Raw genomic sequence first — 17,758 nt, forward strand, 5'->3', positions numbered from 1 at the left:
ACCGCCCTGTCCAGCCCACTTGGAGTCCTCGTAATGTCACGTGTTTGGAAGATCGTGCTGCTGGTCGTGGCGGTACTGGTGCTGGCCGTGGTCGGCCTGCGCGTCATGGGCGGAGGCAAGGACAAGCCTGGAAAACCCGCTGCGGGCGCGCGCCAGGGCGGCGAAGATCCGGATGCCGGCCCGGTGCCGGTGACCGTGGTGGATGCCACGCGCCAGGACGTGCCGGTGTATGCCAGCGCGCTGGGTACGGTGACCGCGATGAACACCGTGACCGTCAGCCCGCAGGTCGGCGGCCAGCTGATGAGCCTGAATTTCCGCGAAGGCCAGGAAGTGAAGCGGGGCGATGTGCTGGCGGTGATCGACCCGCGCACGGCCCAGGCCAGCTATGACCAGGCCGCCGCGGCCAAGCGCCAGAACGAAGCCCTGCTGGCCACCGCGCGCTCCAACTTCCAGCGTTCGAACGCGCCGGAGTATCGCCAATACGTCGCCAAGACCGACCTGGATACACAGCGAAACCAAGTGGCACAGTACGAAAGCGCGGTCGCAGCGAACGAGGCCAGCATGCGCTCGGCACAGGTGCAGCTGCAGTACACCAAAGTCACCGCACCGATCTCCGGCATCGCCGGCATCCGCGCGGTCGACGCTGGCAACGTGGTCAACGCCGGCACCGCACTGGTGACGCTGACCCAGATCCATCCGATCCACGTGCTGTTCAACCTCCCCGAGCGCCAGCTCGGCGATGTGCGCCAGGCGCAGGCGGCCGGCACGGTGCCGGTGGCCGCGCTGGACCGTGCCGATTCGCACGTGTTGTCCGGCGACGGCAAGCTCGACGTGGTCGACAACCTGATCAGTGCCGACAGCGGCACGTTCAAGGCGCGCGCCCTGTTCGACAACACGGACAACGGCCTGTGGCCGGGCCAGTTCGTCAACGTGCGCATGCAGCTGCGCACGATTGCCGGCGGCGTGGTCATCCCCACCCAAGCGGTGCTGCGCGGCCCGGACGGCGAGTACGTCTATGTCGTGCAGGGGGACAACACGGTGAAGATGCAGACCGTGCGCAGCGGCGTGGAAGTGGGCGACAGCCAGGTGCAGATCGCCGAAGGCCTGAAGGGCGGCGAGCGGGTAGTCAGTGAAGGCCAGTTCCGCCTGAAGCCAGGCAGCAAGGTCACCGCACTGAAGCCGGGCGAGACCCCTGCCGCACCGACCGAGGCCGAACTGAAGGCCGCCGAGCAGAAGAACGGCAGCGGTGGCCGTCGCGGTGGTGGCCCGCGCTGAGCGCAGGCCACTGACCTCCCTCGCGCCGGCGAACCTGCCGGCGCCGACATTGAAGTGCCAGCAAGGATCAGTCCGTGGGCTTTTCGACGATCTTCATCCGCCGCCCGATCGCCACCTCGCTGTTGATGGCGGGCCTGTTGCTGCTGGGCATTCTCGGTTACCGCAAGCTGCCGGTGTCGGCGCTGCCGGAAATCGATGCGCCCAGCCTGGTGGTCACCACCCAGTACCCCGGCGCCAACGCCACCACCATGGCCTCGCTGGTCACCACGCCGCTGGAGCGCCAGTTCGGGCAGATCTCCGGGCTGGAACTGATGACCTCCGACTCGTCGGCCGGGTTGTCCACGATCATCCTGCAGTTCTCGATGGACCGCGACATCGACATTGCCGCGCAGGACGTGCAGGCGGCGATCCGCCAGGCCACCCTGCCCTCGTCACTGCCCTACCAGCCGGTCTACAACCGGGTGAATCCGGCCGACGCGGCCATCGTCACCCTGAAACTGACGTCTGACACGCGCCCGCTGCGCGACGTCAACAATTACGCCGACTCCATCCTGGCCCAGCGCCTGTCGCAGGTGCAGGGCGTAGGCCTGGTTTCGATTGCAGGCAACGTGCGCCCGGCCGTGCGCATCCAGGTCAATCCGGCGCAGCTGTCGAACATGGGCCTGACCCTGGAACAGCTGCGCAGCGCGCTGACCCAGGCCAACGTCAATGCGCCCAAGGGCTCGCTGAACGGCAAGACGCAGTCCTACAGCATCGGTACCAACGACCAGCTGGCCAGCGCCGCCGAGTACCGCGACACCATCATCAGCTACAAGAACGGCCGCCCGGTACGGCTGTCGGACGTGGCCGAGGTGATCGATGGCGTGGAGAACGACCAGCTTGCCGCCTGGGCCGACGGCAAGCCGGCGGTGCTGCTGGAAGTGCGACGCCAGCCCGGTGCCAACATCGTGCAGACCGTCGAGCGCATCCGCGCGATCCTGCCGCAGCTGCAAGGCGTGCTGCCGGCCGACGTGCACCTGGAGATCTTCAACGACCGCACCGAGACCATCCGCGCCTCGGTGCATGAAGTGCAGTTCACCCTGATCCTCACCATCGGCCTGGTGGTGGCGGTGATCTTCGTGTTCCTGCGCCGGCTGTGGGCCACGATCATTCCGTCGGTGGCGGTACCGCTGTCACTGGCCGGCACCTTCGCGGTGATGGCCTTCGCCGGCATGTCGCTGGACAACCTGTCGCTGATGGCGCTGGTGGTGGCCACCGGCTTCGTGGTCGACGATGCGATCGTGATGATCGAGAACATCGTGCGTTACATCGAGCAGGGCAAGAGTGGCAAGGAAGCGGCCGAGATCGGCGCGCGCCAGATCGGCTTCACCGTGCTGTCGCTGACCGTCTCGCTGGTGGCGGTGTTCCTGCCGCTGCTGCTGATGCCCGGCGTCACCGGCCGCCTGTTCCACGAGTTCGCCTGGGTGCTGAGCATCGCGGTGGTGCTGTCGATGCTGATCTCGCTGACGCTGACCCCGATGATGTGCGCCTACCTGCTCAAGCCCGATGCCCTGCCCGAGGGCGAGGACGCGCATGAGCGCGCGGCAGCGGCCGGCAAGCAGAACCTGTGGACGCGTACGGTGGGCCTGTACGAGCACAGCCTGGACTGGGTGCTGGGCCACCAGCGCCTGACCCTGGCCGTGGCCGGCGGCGCACTGGTGCTGACCGTGCTGCTGTATGTGCTGATTCCCAAAGGCCTGCTGCCCGAACAGGACACCGGCCTGATCACCGGCGTGGTGCAGGCCGACCAGAACATCGCTTTTCCGCAGATGGAGCAGCGCACCAGGCAGGTGGCCGAAGCCCTGCGCCAGGACCCGGACGTGACCGGCGTGTCGGCCTTCATCGGCGCCGGCAGCATGAACCCCACGCTCAACCAGGGCCAGCTGTCGATCGTGCTGAAGGAGCGCGGCGAGCGTGACGGCCTGGATGAGATCCTGCCGCGCCTGCAGAAGGCCGTGGCCGGCATTCCCGGCGTGGCGCTGTACCTGAAGCCGGTGCAGGACGTGACCCTGGATACCCGCGTGGCCGCCACCGAGTACCAGTACTCGCTGTCGGACGTGGATTCGGCAACGGTGGCGACCCAGGCCACGCGCCTGACCGAAGCACTGCGCAAGCGCCCGGAACTGGCCGACGTCGACAACAACCTGTCCAACCAGGGCCGTGCGCTTGAGCTGAACATCGACCGCGACAAGGCCAGCGTGCTGGGCGTGCCGATGCAGACCATCGACGACACGCTCTACGATGCGTTCGGCCAGCGCCAGATCTCGACCATCTTCACCGAGCTCAACCAGTACCGCGTGGTGCTGGAAGTGGCGCCGGAGTTCCGCACCAGCACCGCGCTGATGGAACAGCTGGCGGTGGCGTCCAACGGTGCCGGTGCACTGACCGGCACCAATGCCACCAGCTTCGGCCAGGTCACCTCGTCGAACTCGTCGACCGCTACAGGCATCGGCGCGCAGAACACCGGCATCACCGTTGGTGCCGGCAACATCATCCCGCTGTCGGCGCTGGCCGAAGCCAAGGTCAGCAGTGCGCCGTTGCTGGTCAGCCACCAGCAGCAGCTGCCGGCGGTGACGGTCTCGTTCAACGTGGCGCCGGGCTATTCGCTGTCCGATGCCGTGCGGGCAATCCAGGAGACCAAGGACAGCCTGGACATGCCCACCCACCTGCATGCCGAGTTCATCGGCAAGGCCGCCGAGTTCACCGGCAGCCAGACCGATGTGGTGTGGCTGCTGCTGGCGTCGCTGGTGGTGATCTACATCGTGCTGGGCGTGTTGTACGAGAGCTACATCCATCCGATCACGATCATCTCCACCCTGCCGCCTGCCGGTGTCGGCGCGCTGCTGGCGCTGATGCTGTGCGGGCTGAGCCTGTCGGTGGATGGCATCGTCGGCATCGTGCTGCTGATCGGCATCGTCAAGAAGAACGGCATCATGATGGTCGACTTCGCGATCGAGGCGCGCCGCGCCGGTGCCAACGCGCACGAAGCGATCCGCCGCGCCTGCCTGCTGCGCTTCCGCCCGATCATGATGACCACGGCCGCGGCCATGCTCGGCGCGCTGCCGCTGGCACTGGGCACCGGCATCGGTTCGGAACTGCGCCGCCCGCTGGGCATCGCCATCGTCGGCGGCCTGCTGCTGTCGCAGCTGGTGACCCTGTACACCACACCCGTGATCTACCTGTACATGGAGCGCTTCTCCGAGTGGCTGGCGCGTCGCCGTGAGCAGCGCGCACTGCGCGACGGTTCGCTGCAGGAGCCGCAGGCATGAACCACTCCCCGGTGCCGTGGGGGGCCGCACGATGAACCTGTCCGGCCCCTTCATCCGCCGTCCGATCGGCACCGCGCTGCTGGCCATCGGCCTGTTCATGGTCGGCCTGATCTGCTACCTGCGGCTGGGCGTGTCGGCGCTGCCGAACATCGAGATCCCGGTGATCTTCGTGCACGCCAGCCAATCGGGCGCGGATGCGGCGACCATGGCCTCCACGGTCACTGCACCGCTGGAACGCCATCTCGGCCAGCTGCCGGGCATCGACCGCATGCGCTCGTCGAGCTCGGAAGGCAGCTCGCTGGTCTTCATGATCTTCCAGAGCGGCCACAACATCGATTCGGCGGCACTGGACGTACAGACCGCGATCAACTCGGCGCAGGCCGACCTGCCCACGGGCATGGGCTCGCCGATGTACCAGAAGGCGAACCCGAACGATGACCCGGTGATCGCCATCGCGCTGACCTCGCAGACGCAGTCGGCCGACGAACTGTACAACGTCGCCGATTCGCTGCTGGCGCAGCGCATCCGCCAGATCAGCGGTGTTGCTTCGGTCGACATCGCCGGTGCGTCGACGCCAGCGGTACGCGTGGACGTGAACCTGCGCCTGATGAACGCGCTGGGCCTGACTGCCGATGACCTGCGCAACGCGGTGCGCGCGGCCAACGTGACCTCGCCCACCGGCTTCCTCAGCGATGGCAACACCACCACTGCGATCATCGCCAACGACTCGGTGGCGCGTGCGGCCGACTTCGCCGACCTGGTGGTGAAGACCCAGGGCGATGGCCGGGTGATCCGCCTGAAGGATATCGCCAATGTCTACGACGGCCAGCAGGATGCCTACCAGGCCGCGTGGTTTGACCACAAGCCGGCGGTGGTGATGTACGTGTTCACCCGTGCCGGCGCCAACATCGTCGAGACCGTTGACCGGGTCAAGGCGCAGATCCCGACCCTGCGCGACTACCTGCAGCCGGGCACCACGATGACGCCGTACTTCGACCGCACGCCGACCATCCGCTCGTCGCTGCACGAAGTGCAGATCACCCTGCTGATCAGCCTGGCGATGGTGGTGCTGACCATGGCGCTGTTCCTGCGCCGGCTGGCACCGACGCTGATCGCCGCGGTGACCGTGCCACTGTCGCTGGCCGGTGCCGCGCTGGTGATGTACGTAATGGGCTTCACCCTGAACAACCTGAGCCTGCTGGCGCTGGTGATCGCGATCGGCTTCGTCGTGGACGATGCGATCGTGGTGATCGAGAACATCATGCGCCATCTCGACGAAGGCATGCCGCGCATGCAGGCGGCGTTGACCGGTGCCCGCGAGATCGGCTTCACCATTGTCTCGATCACCGCCTCGCTGGTGGCGGTGTTCATCCCGCTGCTGTTCGCCAGCGGCATGATGGGCGCGTTCTTCCGCGAATTCACCGTCACCCTGGTTGCGGCCATCGTCGTCTCGATGATCGTTTCGCTGACGCTGACCCCGGCGCTGTGCAGCCGCTTCCTCAGCGCACACGACCACAAGGCAGCACCGTCGCGCTTCGGCCGCTGGCTGGATGCCGGCCACGAGCGCATGCTGCGCATCTACACCGTGTTCCTCGACTTCTCGCTGCGCCACGCGTTGCTGCTGTCGCTCACCCCGCTGATCCTGATCGGCGTCACCATCTTCCTGTTCGGCGCGGTGAAGAAGGGCGCGTTCCCACCGCAGGACACCGGCCTGATCTGGGGCCGCGCCAACTCCAGTGCCACCGTCTCCTTCGAGGACATGGTCGCCCGCCAACGCCGCATCACCGACATGCTGATGGCCGACCCGGCGGTGAAGACCGTGGGTGTGCGCCTGGGCAGCGGCCGCCAGGGCTCCAGCGCACAGTTCAACATCGAGCTGAAATCGCGCAGCGACGGCCGCCGCGAAACCACAGCACACGCATTGGCGCGGCTCAGTGCCAAGGCCGACCGATACCCGGACCTGCAGCTGCGCCTGCGAGCGATCCAGGACCTGCCCAGCAACGATGGCGGCGGTTCCAGCCAGGGCGCGCAGTACCGCATATCCCTGCAGGGCAATGACCTGGCCGCACTGCAGGAATGGCTGCCCAAGCTGCAGGCGGAACTGAAGAAGAACCCGAAACTGCGCGACGTCGGTACCGACGTGGACAACGCCGGCCTGCGCCAGAACATCCAGATCGACCGCGCCAGGGCCGCGCGCCTGGGCATCACCGTGGGTGCCATCGATGGCGCGCTGTACGGTGCGTTCGGCCAGCGCCAGATCTCCACCATCTACTCGGACATCAACCAGTACAGCGTGGTGGTCAATGCGCTGCCCTCGCAGACCGCCACGCCGGCGGCGCTGGACGAGGTGCATGTGCGTGCAGGCAATGGCGACATGGTGCCGCTCACTGCGGTGGCCAAGCAGGTGCCGGGGCTGGCGCCTTCGCAGATCACCCATGAAAACCAGTACACGACGATGGACCTCAGCTACAACCTGGCACCGAACGTGAGCATGGGTGAGGCCAAGGCGATCATCGACGCGACCGTGGCCGGCATGCGCATGCCCGGCGACATCCGCCTGGCCGATGATGCGGGCTTCGGCTTCAACTCCGATCCCAGCGACATGCTGATCCTGGTGTTTGCCGCGATCCTGACCGTGTACCTGGTGCTGGGCATGCTCTACGAGAGCCTGATCCACCCGGTCACCATCCTGTCCACGCTGCCGGCGGCGGGCGTCGGTGCACTGCTGGCGTTGTTCGGCACCAACACCGAGCTGTCGGTGATCTCGATGATCGCGCTGGTACTGCTGATCGGCATCGTCAAGAAGAACGCGATCATGATGATCGACTTCGCGCTGGTCGCGCAGCGCGAGCATGGACTGGCACCGCGCGACGCCGCGCGAGAGGCCAGCATCGTACGCTTCCGCCCGATCATGATGACCACCATGGTGGCGATCCTGGCAGCCGTACCGCTGGCGATCGGCCTGGGTGAAGGGTCCGAACTGCGCCGTCCGCTTGGCATCGCGATGATCGGCGGCCTGCTGTTCTCGCAGAGCCTGACCCTGCTCAGCACGCCGGCGCTGTATGTGATCTTCTCGTGCCTGGCCGAGCGTTGGCGCGCGCGTCGCGCACGCAAGCGCGAAGCGAAGCTGCTCAAGCGCGCGCAGCGGGCCTGATCGGATCGCCGGCCAGCGGCCGGCGCTACCGTGGGTGCGGATGGTGGGTGCGGACCGTTGGTCCGCACGCCTCCGGGTTTGACGCGCCGTAACGAAAAGAGAACAATTCTCATCCAGCCATGGTCCTGCGCCCCATCGCGGCGCCCCGCTGCCATCTCCGGCCAGCCTGCGTGATCCCAGCCACTCCCCTTCCCCCACCCGTGGGCGGATGGCCTGTGGCCGTCCGTCGAGGATCACCATCGATGCTGACGTTCCGTTCTCCCCGCCTGGCCCTGCTGGCCGTAGCCTTGTCCGCCGCCTGCGCCGCCCACGCCGAAGCGCCAGCCGGCAGCCGTAGTGCCACCGATCTGGATGCGGTGAAAGTCACCGCCGAGCGCACCCATACCGAAGCCGGCGCACTGGGCGACCGTGCGCTGCGCGATACCCCGTTCGCGATCACCGCGGTTGGCCGCGAGCAGATCGAGCAGCGCCAGGTGGTCTCGCTGGGTGAAGCCTTCCTGCTCGACCCCTCGGTCAGCACCCAGGTCAGCGCCTATGCCAGTGGCTGGAGCTCGCCGATCCGCAACCGCGGTCTGGAGCTGAACTACGACAGCTACCGGGTCAATGGCCTGCAGGTCTCGTCCTGGGGCACCGAATGGCCGCTGGAAGTCATGGAACAGGTCGATCTGCTGAAAGGCCCGGGCGGATTCCTGTATGGCTTCGGCACCCCCGGCGGCATCGTCAACTACATCACCAGGAAGCCGACCGACACGCCCACCCTCTCCGCCCAGCTGGGCTGGCGCGAACAGGGCGTCGTCAGCGGCGGCATCGACGTTGGCGGCCGCTTCGGCAACGAGCAGATGTTCGGCTACCGCTTCAACGCCTTCCAGGAAAAGGGCGAGACCTTCAACGGCGGGCATGTCGATCGCAAGGTGGGCGCGCTGTCGCTGGACGCGCGCCTGAGTGATGCACTCACCTGGACCTTCGACGGTGTGTTCCAGTCGCGCGACCTGCGCGAGGAATCGCCGCAGTACTACTTCCGTGGCCTGACCTCGTTGCCGCGGCCGATCGCCGGAGATACCGACAACAGCGTACCCGGCACCTACTACGACACCCGATCCAGCCTGCTGTCGACCGGCTTGAACTGGCAGATCAACAGTGACTGGAAGGCCAGCCTGAGTTATGGCGTCACCACCTCATGGAATGACGTCAACAAGATTTTCGCCTACATCGACGATCTCAACGGCGACTACGACGTCAATGTCTATGAACTGGGTGGCAAGAGCGAGTGGAAGCTGGCCCAGGCCATGCTGCAGGGCAGTTTCCGCACCGGTCCGCTGCGGCATCAGGTGGTGGCGGGCATCAGCCACCAGACCGGGCTGGGCTGGGACCGTCCCTACGAGTGGAACCTGATCGGCCGCGCCAACCTGTACCAGCGCCATGCCATCCGCCACGACGCCGTCGGTTCGCGGGTGATGACCCGCGGTGACGAGACGGTGCAGCAGGCGGTGTTCGCAAGCGATACGGTGAACCTCGGCAGCGGCTGGTCGGTGCTGGCGGGCTGGCGCTACAACGACTTCGAAACCAAGGGGCGATACCACACCTACCCGGTCACCCCGACCTACGCCGTGATGTTCAAGCCCAGCGAAGCGGTCACCCTGTATGCCAGCTACATCGAATCGCTGGAAGCAGGCAGCCGCGTAGGCAACAGCTACATCAACGCCGGCGACGTGCTCGATCCCACCATCAGCAAGCAGTACGAGATCGGTGCGAAGGTCGAGGCGGCACGCTGGAATGCGAACGTGGCCGCGTTCCGGCTGGAACGTGGTGCCAACATCGATGCGCTCACGCCGGCCGGCAAGCGCCTGGTGCAGGACGGCATCACACTGTACGAAGGCATCGAAGCCAGTGCTGACCTGCACCTCAACGATGCACTGACGGTCGGCGGCGGCGTCACCTGGCTGGATCCGGCCTACGACAAGCTGTCCCCGGGCAGCGCCGCGCAGGAAGGCAACCGTACCGCCGGTGCTGCGCGCTGGAGCGGTGTCGTGCACGCCACCTACCAGCTGCCGTGGATGGACGGCCTGGAAACGTATGCCGCAGTGCGCTACTACGGCGACGTCTGGTACGACGCCGACAACACCCTGAAGCTGCCCGACTACACGCTGGTCAATGCAGGCGTCGGCTATCGCCTGCTGGCGTCCGGTCACCCGCTGACCCTGCGTGCCGGCGTCGAGAACCTGGCCAACCGGAAGTACTGGTCCAACGCCGGTGCCGGGCTGCCGCGCACGTTCGCGCTGAGCGTGCGCTGGGAAATGTAAGGCACCGGTCCCCGCCGTCCATGCGGACCACGGGCCCGCACATGGACGGTGGGTGCGGACCGTGGGTCCGCACTCCATATTTCACCCCACACCCGCAATAATGGTGGAAGACCCTTCCACCGAGCCTGCATGTCCGCCCGACAATCCCGCCTCAGCCGCCTGTGGGCCCACGAGAAGGCCAGTTACGGCCTGCGGGTGTTCATCGCCCTGGCCGCGGCGCTGGCGGTGTGCTGGCAGCTGGACGCGCTTACGGCCCTGCCCGGCGTGTTCCTTGGCATCATCGCCAGCGCCATCGCCGAAACCGACGACAACTGGTGGGGTCGTACCAAGGCCGTAGTGCTGTCGCTGCTGTGCTTCTGCATTGCCGCAGCCTCGGTGATCTGGCTGTTCCCGTGGCCGTGGATCTTCATTGGCGCGCTGGCACTGTCCACCTTCGGCCTGACCCTGCTCGGCGCGCTCGGCGAGCGCTATGCGTCCATAGCCCAGGCCACGGTGACGCTGGCGATCTACACCATGATCGGCCTGGAACAGCATGGTGCCAGCGACCTGCACAGCGCGCTGGAAGCCGTCAGCCACCTGCTGGCCGGCGCGGTCTGGTATGGCCTGCTGTCGATCCTGTGGACCGCGCTGTTCGCCAATCGGCCGGTGCGTGAGCGCATAGCGCGGTTGTACCAGGAGCTGGGCCGCTACCTGCAGCTGAAGGCCGCGCTGTTCGAGCCGGTGCGCGAAGCCGACCTGCAACGCCGCCAGCTGGATCTTGCCGAACAGAACCGCCGCGTGGTCGGCGCCCTGAACGAGGCCAAGACCGCGATCCTGGCCCGCTTCGGCCGCTCCGGCCGGCCCGGCGTGAATTCCGGCCTTTACCTGCGCCTGTATTACATGGCGCAGGATTTCCACGAGCGTGCCAGTTCCTCGCATTACCCGTACGGCGCGCTGGTGGATGCGTTCTTCCACAGCGACGTGCTGTACCGCTGCCAGCGCCTGCTCGACCTGCAGGGCCAGGCCTGTGCCCGCCTGGGCGAAGCGATCCGCCTGCGCCGTCCGTTCGTATACGGTGAGAGCAACCAGCAGGCCGGGCGCGACCTGGCCGATGCGCTGGCCTACCTGCGCGGCCAGCAGCGCCCGCAATGGCAGCGCCTGCTGGGCTCGCTGGACCTGCTGGTGCACAACCTGCGCAGCATCGAACGGCGCCTGCTGGATGCCGAGCGTTCTGAAGCCAGCCTGGACAACGTCGATACCCGCCTGCGTGACAGCAATCCGCATACCCTGCGCGAGATGGGCGTGCGCATCCGCCAGCAGCTCACGCCCGGCTCGGTGCTGTTCCGTCATGGCCTGCGCATGGCGCTTGCGCTGATCGCCGGCTTTGCAGCGATCCGCCTGTTCAATGCGCAGAATGGTTCGTGGGTACTGCTGACCATCGTGTTCGTGTGCCGGCCCAACTTCGGCGCCACCCGCCAGCGGCTTGCGCAACGCATCGTCGGCACCCTTGCCGGCCTGGTGCTGACCTGGGCGTTGCTGCAGCTGTTCCCGCAGCTGCACGTGCAGCTGCTGATCGCCCTTTTGTCGGCGCTGCTGTTCTTCTTCACCCGCACCGACCGCTACCTGGTGGCCTCGGCGGCGATCACCGTGATGGCCCTGACCTGCTTCAACCTGATCGGCGATGGCTTCGTGCTGATCGTGCCGCGCATGGTCGACACCGTGCTGGGCTGCGCGATCGCAGCAGCGGCCGCGTTCCTGATCCTGCCCGACTGGCAGGGCCGCCAGCTGCATCTTGTACTGGCACGCGTGCTGGACACTGCGGCCCGCTACCTGGATTCGGTGCTGGGCCAGTACCGCAGTGGCATGCGCGACGACCTGGCCTACCGCATCGCACGGCGCGACATGCACAACGCCGACGCTGCACTGTCCACCGCGTTGTCGAACATGCTGCGCGAACCCGGCCATGTGCGCCGCAACCTGGATGCCGGTTTTCACTTTCTGGCGCTGTCCAACACGTTGCTCGGCCACCTGTCGGCACTGGGTGCGCATCGTGACCAGGTGGACAGCTACGCCGGCGATCCGCTGGCATTGGCCGCCGGTGAGCGCGTGCGCAAGGCGCTGCAGCAGCTGGCCTCGGCCCTGACCGCACGACAACCGGTCGCGGAGGATGACAACGACGCCGACCGCGCCGTGGCCGCCGAGCTGGAGCAGATCGACGAGGCGATGCCGCCGAAACTGCAACTGATCCGTACGCAGATGGCGCTGGTACTGCGCCTGCTGCCGAAGGTTCGGGCGGCGGCCAATGGAGCGGTGACCGGCCTGACCTGACATCGGTGGCGCCGGCATGGTCCGGTGCTGCCGGCGGCGCAACATCATGTTGCATCCAGTGATGCACCCCGATCACGTCCGCGCGCGGATACTGGGTTATCCCCTGCTCCGGATTCCCCCATGAAGATCGAACTTGCCAACCGCACCGCGCTGGTCACCGCTTCCACCGCCGGCATCGGCCTGGCCATTGCCCAGGGCTTGGCCACTGCCGGGGCGCGGGTCATCCTCAATGGACGCAGCACCGACAGCGTCGAGCGTGCGCGCCAGCATCTGCTGGGCGCCGTACCCGGGGCCGACGTGCTCGGTGTCGCCGCCGATCTTTCTGATGCAGCCGGTGTCGAAACACTATTGGCCGGCCTGCCCAAGGTCGACATCCTGGTCAACAACGCCGGCATCTTCGGCCCACAGGACTTCTTCGATACGGATGACGCGACCTGGGAGCGCTACTGGCAGACCAACGTGATGTCCGGCGTGCGCCTGTCGCGCGCGCTGCTGCCGGCGATGGTCGATGCCGGCTGGGGCCGGGTGCTGTTCATCTCTTCCGAGTCGGCGCGCAACATTCCGGCCGACATGATCCATTATGGGGTCAGCAAGACCGCGCAGCTGTCGTTGTCGCGCGGCCTGGCCAAGCGGGTGGCCGGTAGCGGCGTCACCGTCAACGCGGTGCTGCCCGGCCCGACCCTTTCCGATGGTTTCGCGGCGATGTTCGAGGATGAACGCAGTGGCAAGCCGCTGGAACAGATCGGCCGCGAGTTCGTGATGGCGCACCGGCCGTCCTCGGTGATCCAGCGCACCGCCACGGTCGAAGAAGTGGCCAACATGGTGGTGTACCTGGCCTCGCCGCAGGCCTCGGCGACCTCGGGTGCAGCGCTGCGCGTGGATGGCGGCGTGGTCGACGATATCGTCTGAGTCCGCCGGCAGGTGTGCGGACCAACGGTCCGCACCCACAGTCGTGGGGCTTCAGTAGATCCACGCCATGCGTGGATGCATCCCGCCATGGTCCCGGCAGGTGGGCAGGAATGCTAGGCTGCGCCGGTCAAGGAGGCTCCATGTCCGGTCACAACCAGTTCGCCCTGCTGCGCCAGCGCCGTTTCCTGCCGTTCTTCGTGGTCCAGGCGCTCGGTGCATTCAACGACAACGTGTACCGGCAGGCGATCATCAGCATGTTGCTGTTCATGGCCGTGCCAGAGGAGGAACTGGGGCTGTACGCCACGCTGGCGCCGGCCATCTTCATCCTGCCGTATTTCCTGTTCTCGGCGCTGGCCGGGCAGATCGCCGACAAACTGGAAAAATCGCGACTGATCGTGATCACCACCAGCATGGAGATCGTGATCATGTCGCTGGCGGCCACCGGCTTCCTCACCCAGAGCCTGCCGGTGCTGCTGGTCGCACTGTTCTGTACCGGCATGCAGTCGACCCTGTTCGGCCCGGTGAAGTACTCGGTGCTGCCGTCGGTACTCAGGCCCGAAGAGCTGACCGGTGGCAATGGCCTGGTCGAGATGGGCACCTCGATGTCGATTCTCTCCGGCATGATCGTCGGCGGCCTGGTGTTCACCGTGGCCGGCAGCCATGGCACGGTGGTAGCTGCGTGCGCCATCATCGCCCTGGCGATCTGCGGCAACATCGCCGCGCGCCTGATTCCCAAGGTCGATGCCGGCGACCCGAACCTGAAGATCAACTGGAACCCGTTGCCGGAATCGCTGGCGGTGCTGCGCATGGCGCGCCAGCAGAAGGCCGTGCGCAACTCGATCCTGGGCGTGTCCTGGTTCTGGTTCGTCGGCACGGTGCTGACTTCGCAGCTGCCGGCCTACGCGGTGACCAACCTGGGGGGCAAGCCGACCCTGTACATCTTCGCGCTGGCCTTGTTCTCGGTCGGCACCGGCGTCGGCTCGCTGCTGTGCGAGAAACTCTCGGCCCGTACGGTGGAAATCGGCCTGGTACCGCTGGGTGCGTTCGGCATGACCGCGTTCCTGCTCGACCTGTACTTCGCCCGCAGCGGTGAAGCGCCGGTACACGGGCTGACCATCGGGCCATTCCTGCAGCAGCCCGGCAGCCTCCGCATCGTCATCGACCTGATCGGCATCGGCCTGTTCACCGGCATCTTCGTGGTACCGCTGTTCGCGCTGATCCAGAGCCGCACGCCGAAGACGCAGATGTCGCGCGTGTTCGCCGCACTGAATATCCAGAACTCGGGTTTCATCGTCGCTGCGGCGCTGCTGTCGCTGGCCGCGCACACGCTGCTGCACTGGACCATTCCGCAGCTGTTCCTGGCGCTGGCCATCGCCAACGCACTGGTGGCGATCTACATCTTCACCATCGTCCCCGAATTCCTGATGCGCTTCCTCAGCTGGCTGATGGTGCGCACCCTGTACCGGCTGCGCCCGCACGGCATCGAGGCCAACGTGCCGGACGAAGGCGCCGCGCTGCTGGTCTGCAACCATGTCAGCTACATGGACGCGTTGATCCTGTCGGCGACCATCCCGCGCCCGGTGCGCTTCGTCATGTACTACAAGATCTTCAACATCCCGGTGATGCGCTGGATCTTCCGCACCGCCAAGGCGATCCCGATCGCCGGCGCACGTGAAGACCCGGCGCTGATGCAGCGCGCGTTCGATGAGATCGACGCCGCGTTGGCCGAAGGCGAACTGGTCTGCATCTTCCCCGAGGGCGCGCTGACCCGCGACGGGCAGATGGCCCCGTTCAAGTCCGGCGTCGAGAAGATCCTCGAGCGGCGACCGGTGCCCGTGGTGCCGATGGCGCTGCGCGGCATGTGGTCGAGCATGTGGAGCCGCCGCGACAGCCGCCTCGGCCGCATGCGCGTGCCGCGCCGTTTCCGCGCCACGGTCGAGGTGGTGGCGGCACCGGCCGTGGATGGTCACACCACCAGCGCCCCGGTGCTGGAGTACCAGGTACGGGCCCTGCGTGGTGATCACGCCTGATGGAACCGGCTCGCCACGCGGGCCTGGGGACCTCCTCGCATACGCCACCGTCCAGTGGCGAACACGGCATGCCGCGACTGTAAACGCATACATGCAACGCAGGTTGCGGTAGATTACGCACCCACAGGGGGGAGGTCCGGCCAATGCACCACGGCCGGCCACCAAGGAATGGAGTCTCGCTTTGAATCAACCACCACCGCTCAGCCGTCCGGTCTACATCCCCAACCATCTGGTCTGGGCGATTCTGACGACGCTGTTCTGCTGCCTGCCGTTGGGCGTGGTGTCGATCGTCTATGCCTCCCAGGTCGATGGCCGCCGCGCGGCCGGCGACCTGCCGGGGGCCTACAGCGCGTCGCGCAAGGCGGGCTGGTGGGCGGTGGCTTCGGCCGTGGCCCTGCCGGTCCTGTTGCTGTTGTGGTTCGGGCTGTTCGGCGGCTTGGCCGTACTGGGCGCTCTTTCCGACCAATGATTCACCACCACCACCCATCAAGGAGCTTGAACCCATGAACACCGCCACTCCGCAGGTCCCGAACAATCTGGTCTGGGCCATCCTGAGCACCCTGTTCTGCTGCCTGCCGGCCGGCATCGTGTCGATCGTCTACGCCGCGCAGGTCAACGGCAAGCTGGCCGCTGGCGACATCGCCGGCGCTCAGGACTCCTCGGCCAAGGCCAAGAAGTGGGCCATCTGGTCGGCCATCGCCGCCGTCGTGGTCGGCGTGCTGTACGGCATCCTGATCGTCGCTCTCGGCGGCATGGGTGCGATGAGCAACAGCGGCTACTGATCCGCGTGGACGGATCCGGCGCCTGCGCCGGATCCGTTGCTGCATGTCCGCACTTCCCACCCGATCCAGACTGGCCCGCTGGGCACCGCTGCTGGCCGCCACCGGCCTGGCCGCCGGTGCCGCACTGGTGCTGCGCAACGTCAATCCATATGTCGCCGGCAATCCCCTGCCGAGCTGCCCGCTGTACGCCCTGACCGGCCTGTACTGCCCGGGCTGTGGCAGTACCCGCTGCCTGTATTCGCTGGTCCATTTCGACCTGCCCGGCGCGATGGCGATGAACCCGCTGCTGGTCATCAGCCTGCCCTTCCTGCTGCTGATGCTGCTGAACGTCGCCGGCATCCGTCCGCGCGTACTCGACCCGCTGATGCGGGTACTGGCCAATCCCACGTTCTGGCTCTGGGTGCTGCCCGGGTATGCGCTGCTGCGCAACCTGCCGTGGGCACCGTTCACCGCACTGGCACCGATCTAGGTTTCCAGCCAACGGCGCAGCCCCTCGTGGTGGGCGGCGTTTGAAGGTAGAAGCTTTCGGGTTGGCCGGGTGGGTGGGCTGCGCAGGGGGCGCTGCAAGTACGTCCATGTAAGCTCGGTCGCCGCTTGCTCGTGTGCGCAGGACAGCGCACACGAGCAAGGCGCCATCGAGCCCCCAGGGACGGGTTTACGGCGTGTCCTGAAGCCCCACACCGCCCCGCCCAACCATCAGCAATCCAGAGCTGCTGTTGCTGTTGCTTCTGCAGGTGCAGGGCTGCAAGCCCTGCAAACAACTACGTCACCCAGCCTGCAATCACCAGCAGCGCCAGCACGGCCAGCCACAGCAGCAGCATCCGCCACACCAGGCTCATCGCATCACGCAGGTCCGGCAGCCGCTGCCACACCGGCAGCAACCCCGCCTCGGTGTAATCGTGCGCATCCTCGCGCAGCTCGGCGTTGACACTGGCCCGCGCCACCGCGCCGAGGAAACCGATGCCGCCCGCCAGGCGTTCGCCATGGGCCTGGCGCCAGGCCTTCCACGCCGTATCGAAGTTACCCACCAGCGCCATCGAAAACGCCATCAACTGCGCCACCGGCCACTCGATCCAGCCCAGCAGGCGCTGCGCCAATGCCAGCGGCTCCACCGGCACGCGTGCGCGCATCGGGCTTTCCGCCATCAGCGCCAGCAGCCGGTAGCCCAGCGCGCCCGCCGGGCCCAGCAGCAGGAACCAGAACAGCACCGCGAACCAGCGCCGCAATGCATTGAGCACCGTCGCTTCGACCAGCGACGGCACGTCCTCGCGCAGGCTGCCACCGGCGGCCTGCAGGTTGCGCACCGCCGCCTGCCGCGTCGCGGCGTCATCCGCATCGATGATCGCTTCGATATCGCGATCCAGGTCGCGCGGTCCCCAACACCAGGCCAGCACCACCACGCCCAGCAGCAGCGACGGCAGGCCGAACAGCACTCCGCGCAGCAGCCACGCCAGCAGCCCCATCAACAGCAGTGGCGGCAACAGCGCCAGGGCGACCCCCGCCGCGCCCTGCCAGGCCTTGCCGCCATGCGCGTCCAGCCAGCCCAGCCATCGCCGGAAGCCGTCGAAACGGCGCAGCGAAGCGGCAGCGGCCGGGGCAACGTGGCCCAGGGCCAGCGCCACCAGCACGGCGGCCAGAGTGGTGAACATGGCAGGTCTCCCTACGAAACAGAACGCTCGGCGCCGCTACCTTA

Annotated in this window: 11 protein-coding genes; 10 read left to right on the forward strand and 1 reads right to left on the reverse strand. The window is 66.9% G+C overall.

The genetic code is table 11. The features are described from left to right. Positions 1-33 precede the first annotated feature (33 nt). The 10 genes from B9Y82_RS16890 (at position 34) to B9Y82_RS16935 (ending at position 16,534) form a co-directional block, all read left to right on the forward strand. Positions 34-1,275: an efflux RND transporter periplasmic adaptor subunit gene (locus B9Y82_RS16890; protein ID WP_100474131.1), complete on the forward strand. Its 1,242-nt coding sequence runs from the start codon at positions 34-36 to the stop codon at positions 1,273-1,275. A gap of 74 nt (positions 1,276-1,349) precedes the next feature. After that, a complete protein-coding gene (locus B9Y82_RS16895) occupies positions 1,350-4,583 on the forward strand; it encodes an efflux RND transporter permease subunit (protein ID WP_100474133.1) in 3,234 nt (1,077 codons plus the stop codon). Between the two features lie 31 nt (positions 4,584-4,614). Next, positions 4,615-7,737 carry an efflux RND transporter permease subunit gene (locus tag B9Y82_RS16900; RefSeq protein WP_100474136.1) on the forward strand — a complete coding sequence of 1,041 codons (3,123 nt, stop codon included), beginning with the start codon at positions 4,615-4,617 and terminating at the stop codon, positions 7,735-7,737. A gap of 242 nt (positions 7,738-7,979) precedes the next feature. Then, a complete protein-coding gene (locus tag B9Y82_RS16905) occupies positions 7,980-10,037 on the forward strand; it encodes a TonB-dependent siderophore receptor (RefSeq protein WP_100474139.1) in 2,058 nt (685 codons plus the stop codon). A gap of 129 nt (positions 10,038-10,166) precedes the next feature. Further along, on the forward strand, positions 10,167-12,344 hold the full coding sequence (gene yccS / locus B9Y82_RS16910; protein WP_100474142.1) for a YccS family putative transporter: 2,178 nt from the start codon (positions 10,167-10,169) through the stop codon (positions 12,342-12,344). A 120-nt stretch (positions 12,345-12,464) separates the two neighbouring features. After that, on the forward strand, positions 12,465-13,253 hold the full coding sequence (locus B9Y82_RS16915) for an SDR family NAD(P)-dependent oxidoreductase (protein WP_100474145.1): 789 nt from the start codon (positions 12,465-12,467) through the stop codon (positions 13,251-13,253). A gap of 140 nt (positions 13,254-13,393) precedes the next feature. After that, positions 13,394-15,283: an MFS transporter gene (locus B9Y82_RS16920; protein ID WP_100474148.1), complete on the forward strand. Its 1,890-nt coding sequence runs from the start codon at positions 13,394-13,396 to the stop codon at positions 15,281-15,283. A gap of 181 nt (positions 15,284-15,464) precedes the next feature. Next, entirely contained in the window at positions 15,465-15,752 is a 288-nt protein-coding gene (locus B9Y82_RS16925; RefSeq protein ID WP_005419784.1) for a CD225/dispanin family protein, read from the forward strand. Positions 15,753-15,786: 34 nt separating this feature from the next. After that, the gene (locus tag B9Y82_RS16930; protein ID WP_100474151.1) at positions 15,787-16,065 is read left to right on the forward strand and encodes a CD225/dispanin family protein; all 279 of its coding nucleotides are present in this window, start codon (positions 15,787-15,789) and stop codon (positions 16,063-16,065) included. A gap of 43 nt (positions 16,066-16,108) precedes the next feature. Beyond that, positions 16,109-16,534, forward strand: coding sequence for a DUF2752 domain-containing protein (locus B9Y82_RS16935; protein WP_100474154.1), 426 nt, complete (start codon positions 16,109-16,111; stop codon positions 16,532-16,534). 292 nt (positions 16,535-16,826) lie between these two features. Here the strand turns inward: B9Y82_RS16935 and ampE are convergent, their stop codons facing one another. Next, positions 16,827-17,714, reverse strand: coding sequence for a regulatory signaling modulator protein AmpE (gene ampE, locus B9Y82_RS16940; protein ID WP_100474157.1), 888 nt, complete (start codon positions 17,712-17,714; stop codon positions 16,827-16,829). Positions 17,715-17,758 lie beyond the last annotated feature (44 nt).

The organism is Stenotrophomonas maltophilia, from assembly GCF_002799155.1.
GTDB classification, from domain to species: Bacteria; Pseudomonadota; Gammaproteobacteria; order Xanthomonadales; family Xanthomonadaceae; genus Stenotrophomonas; species Stenotrophomonas maltophilia_R.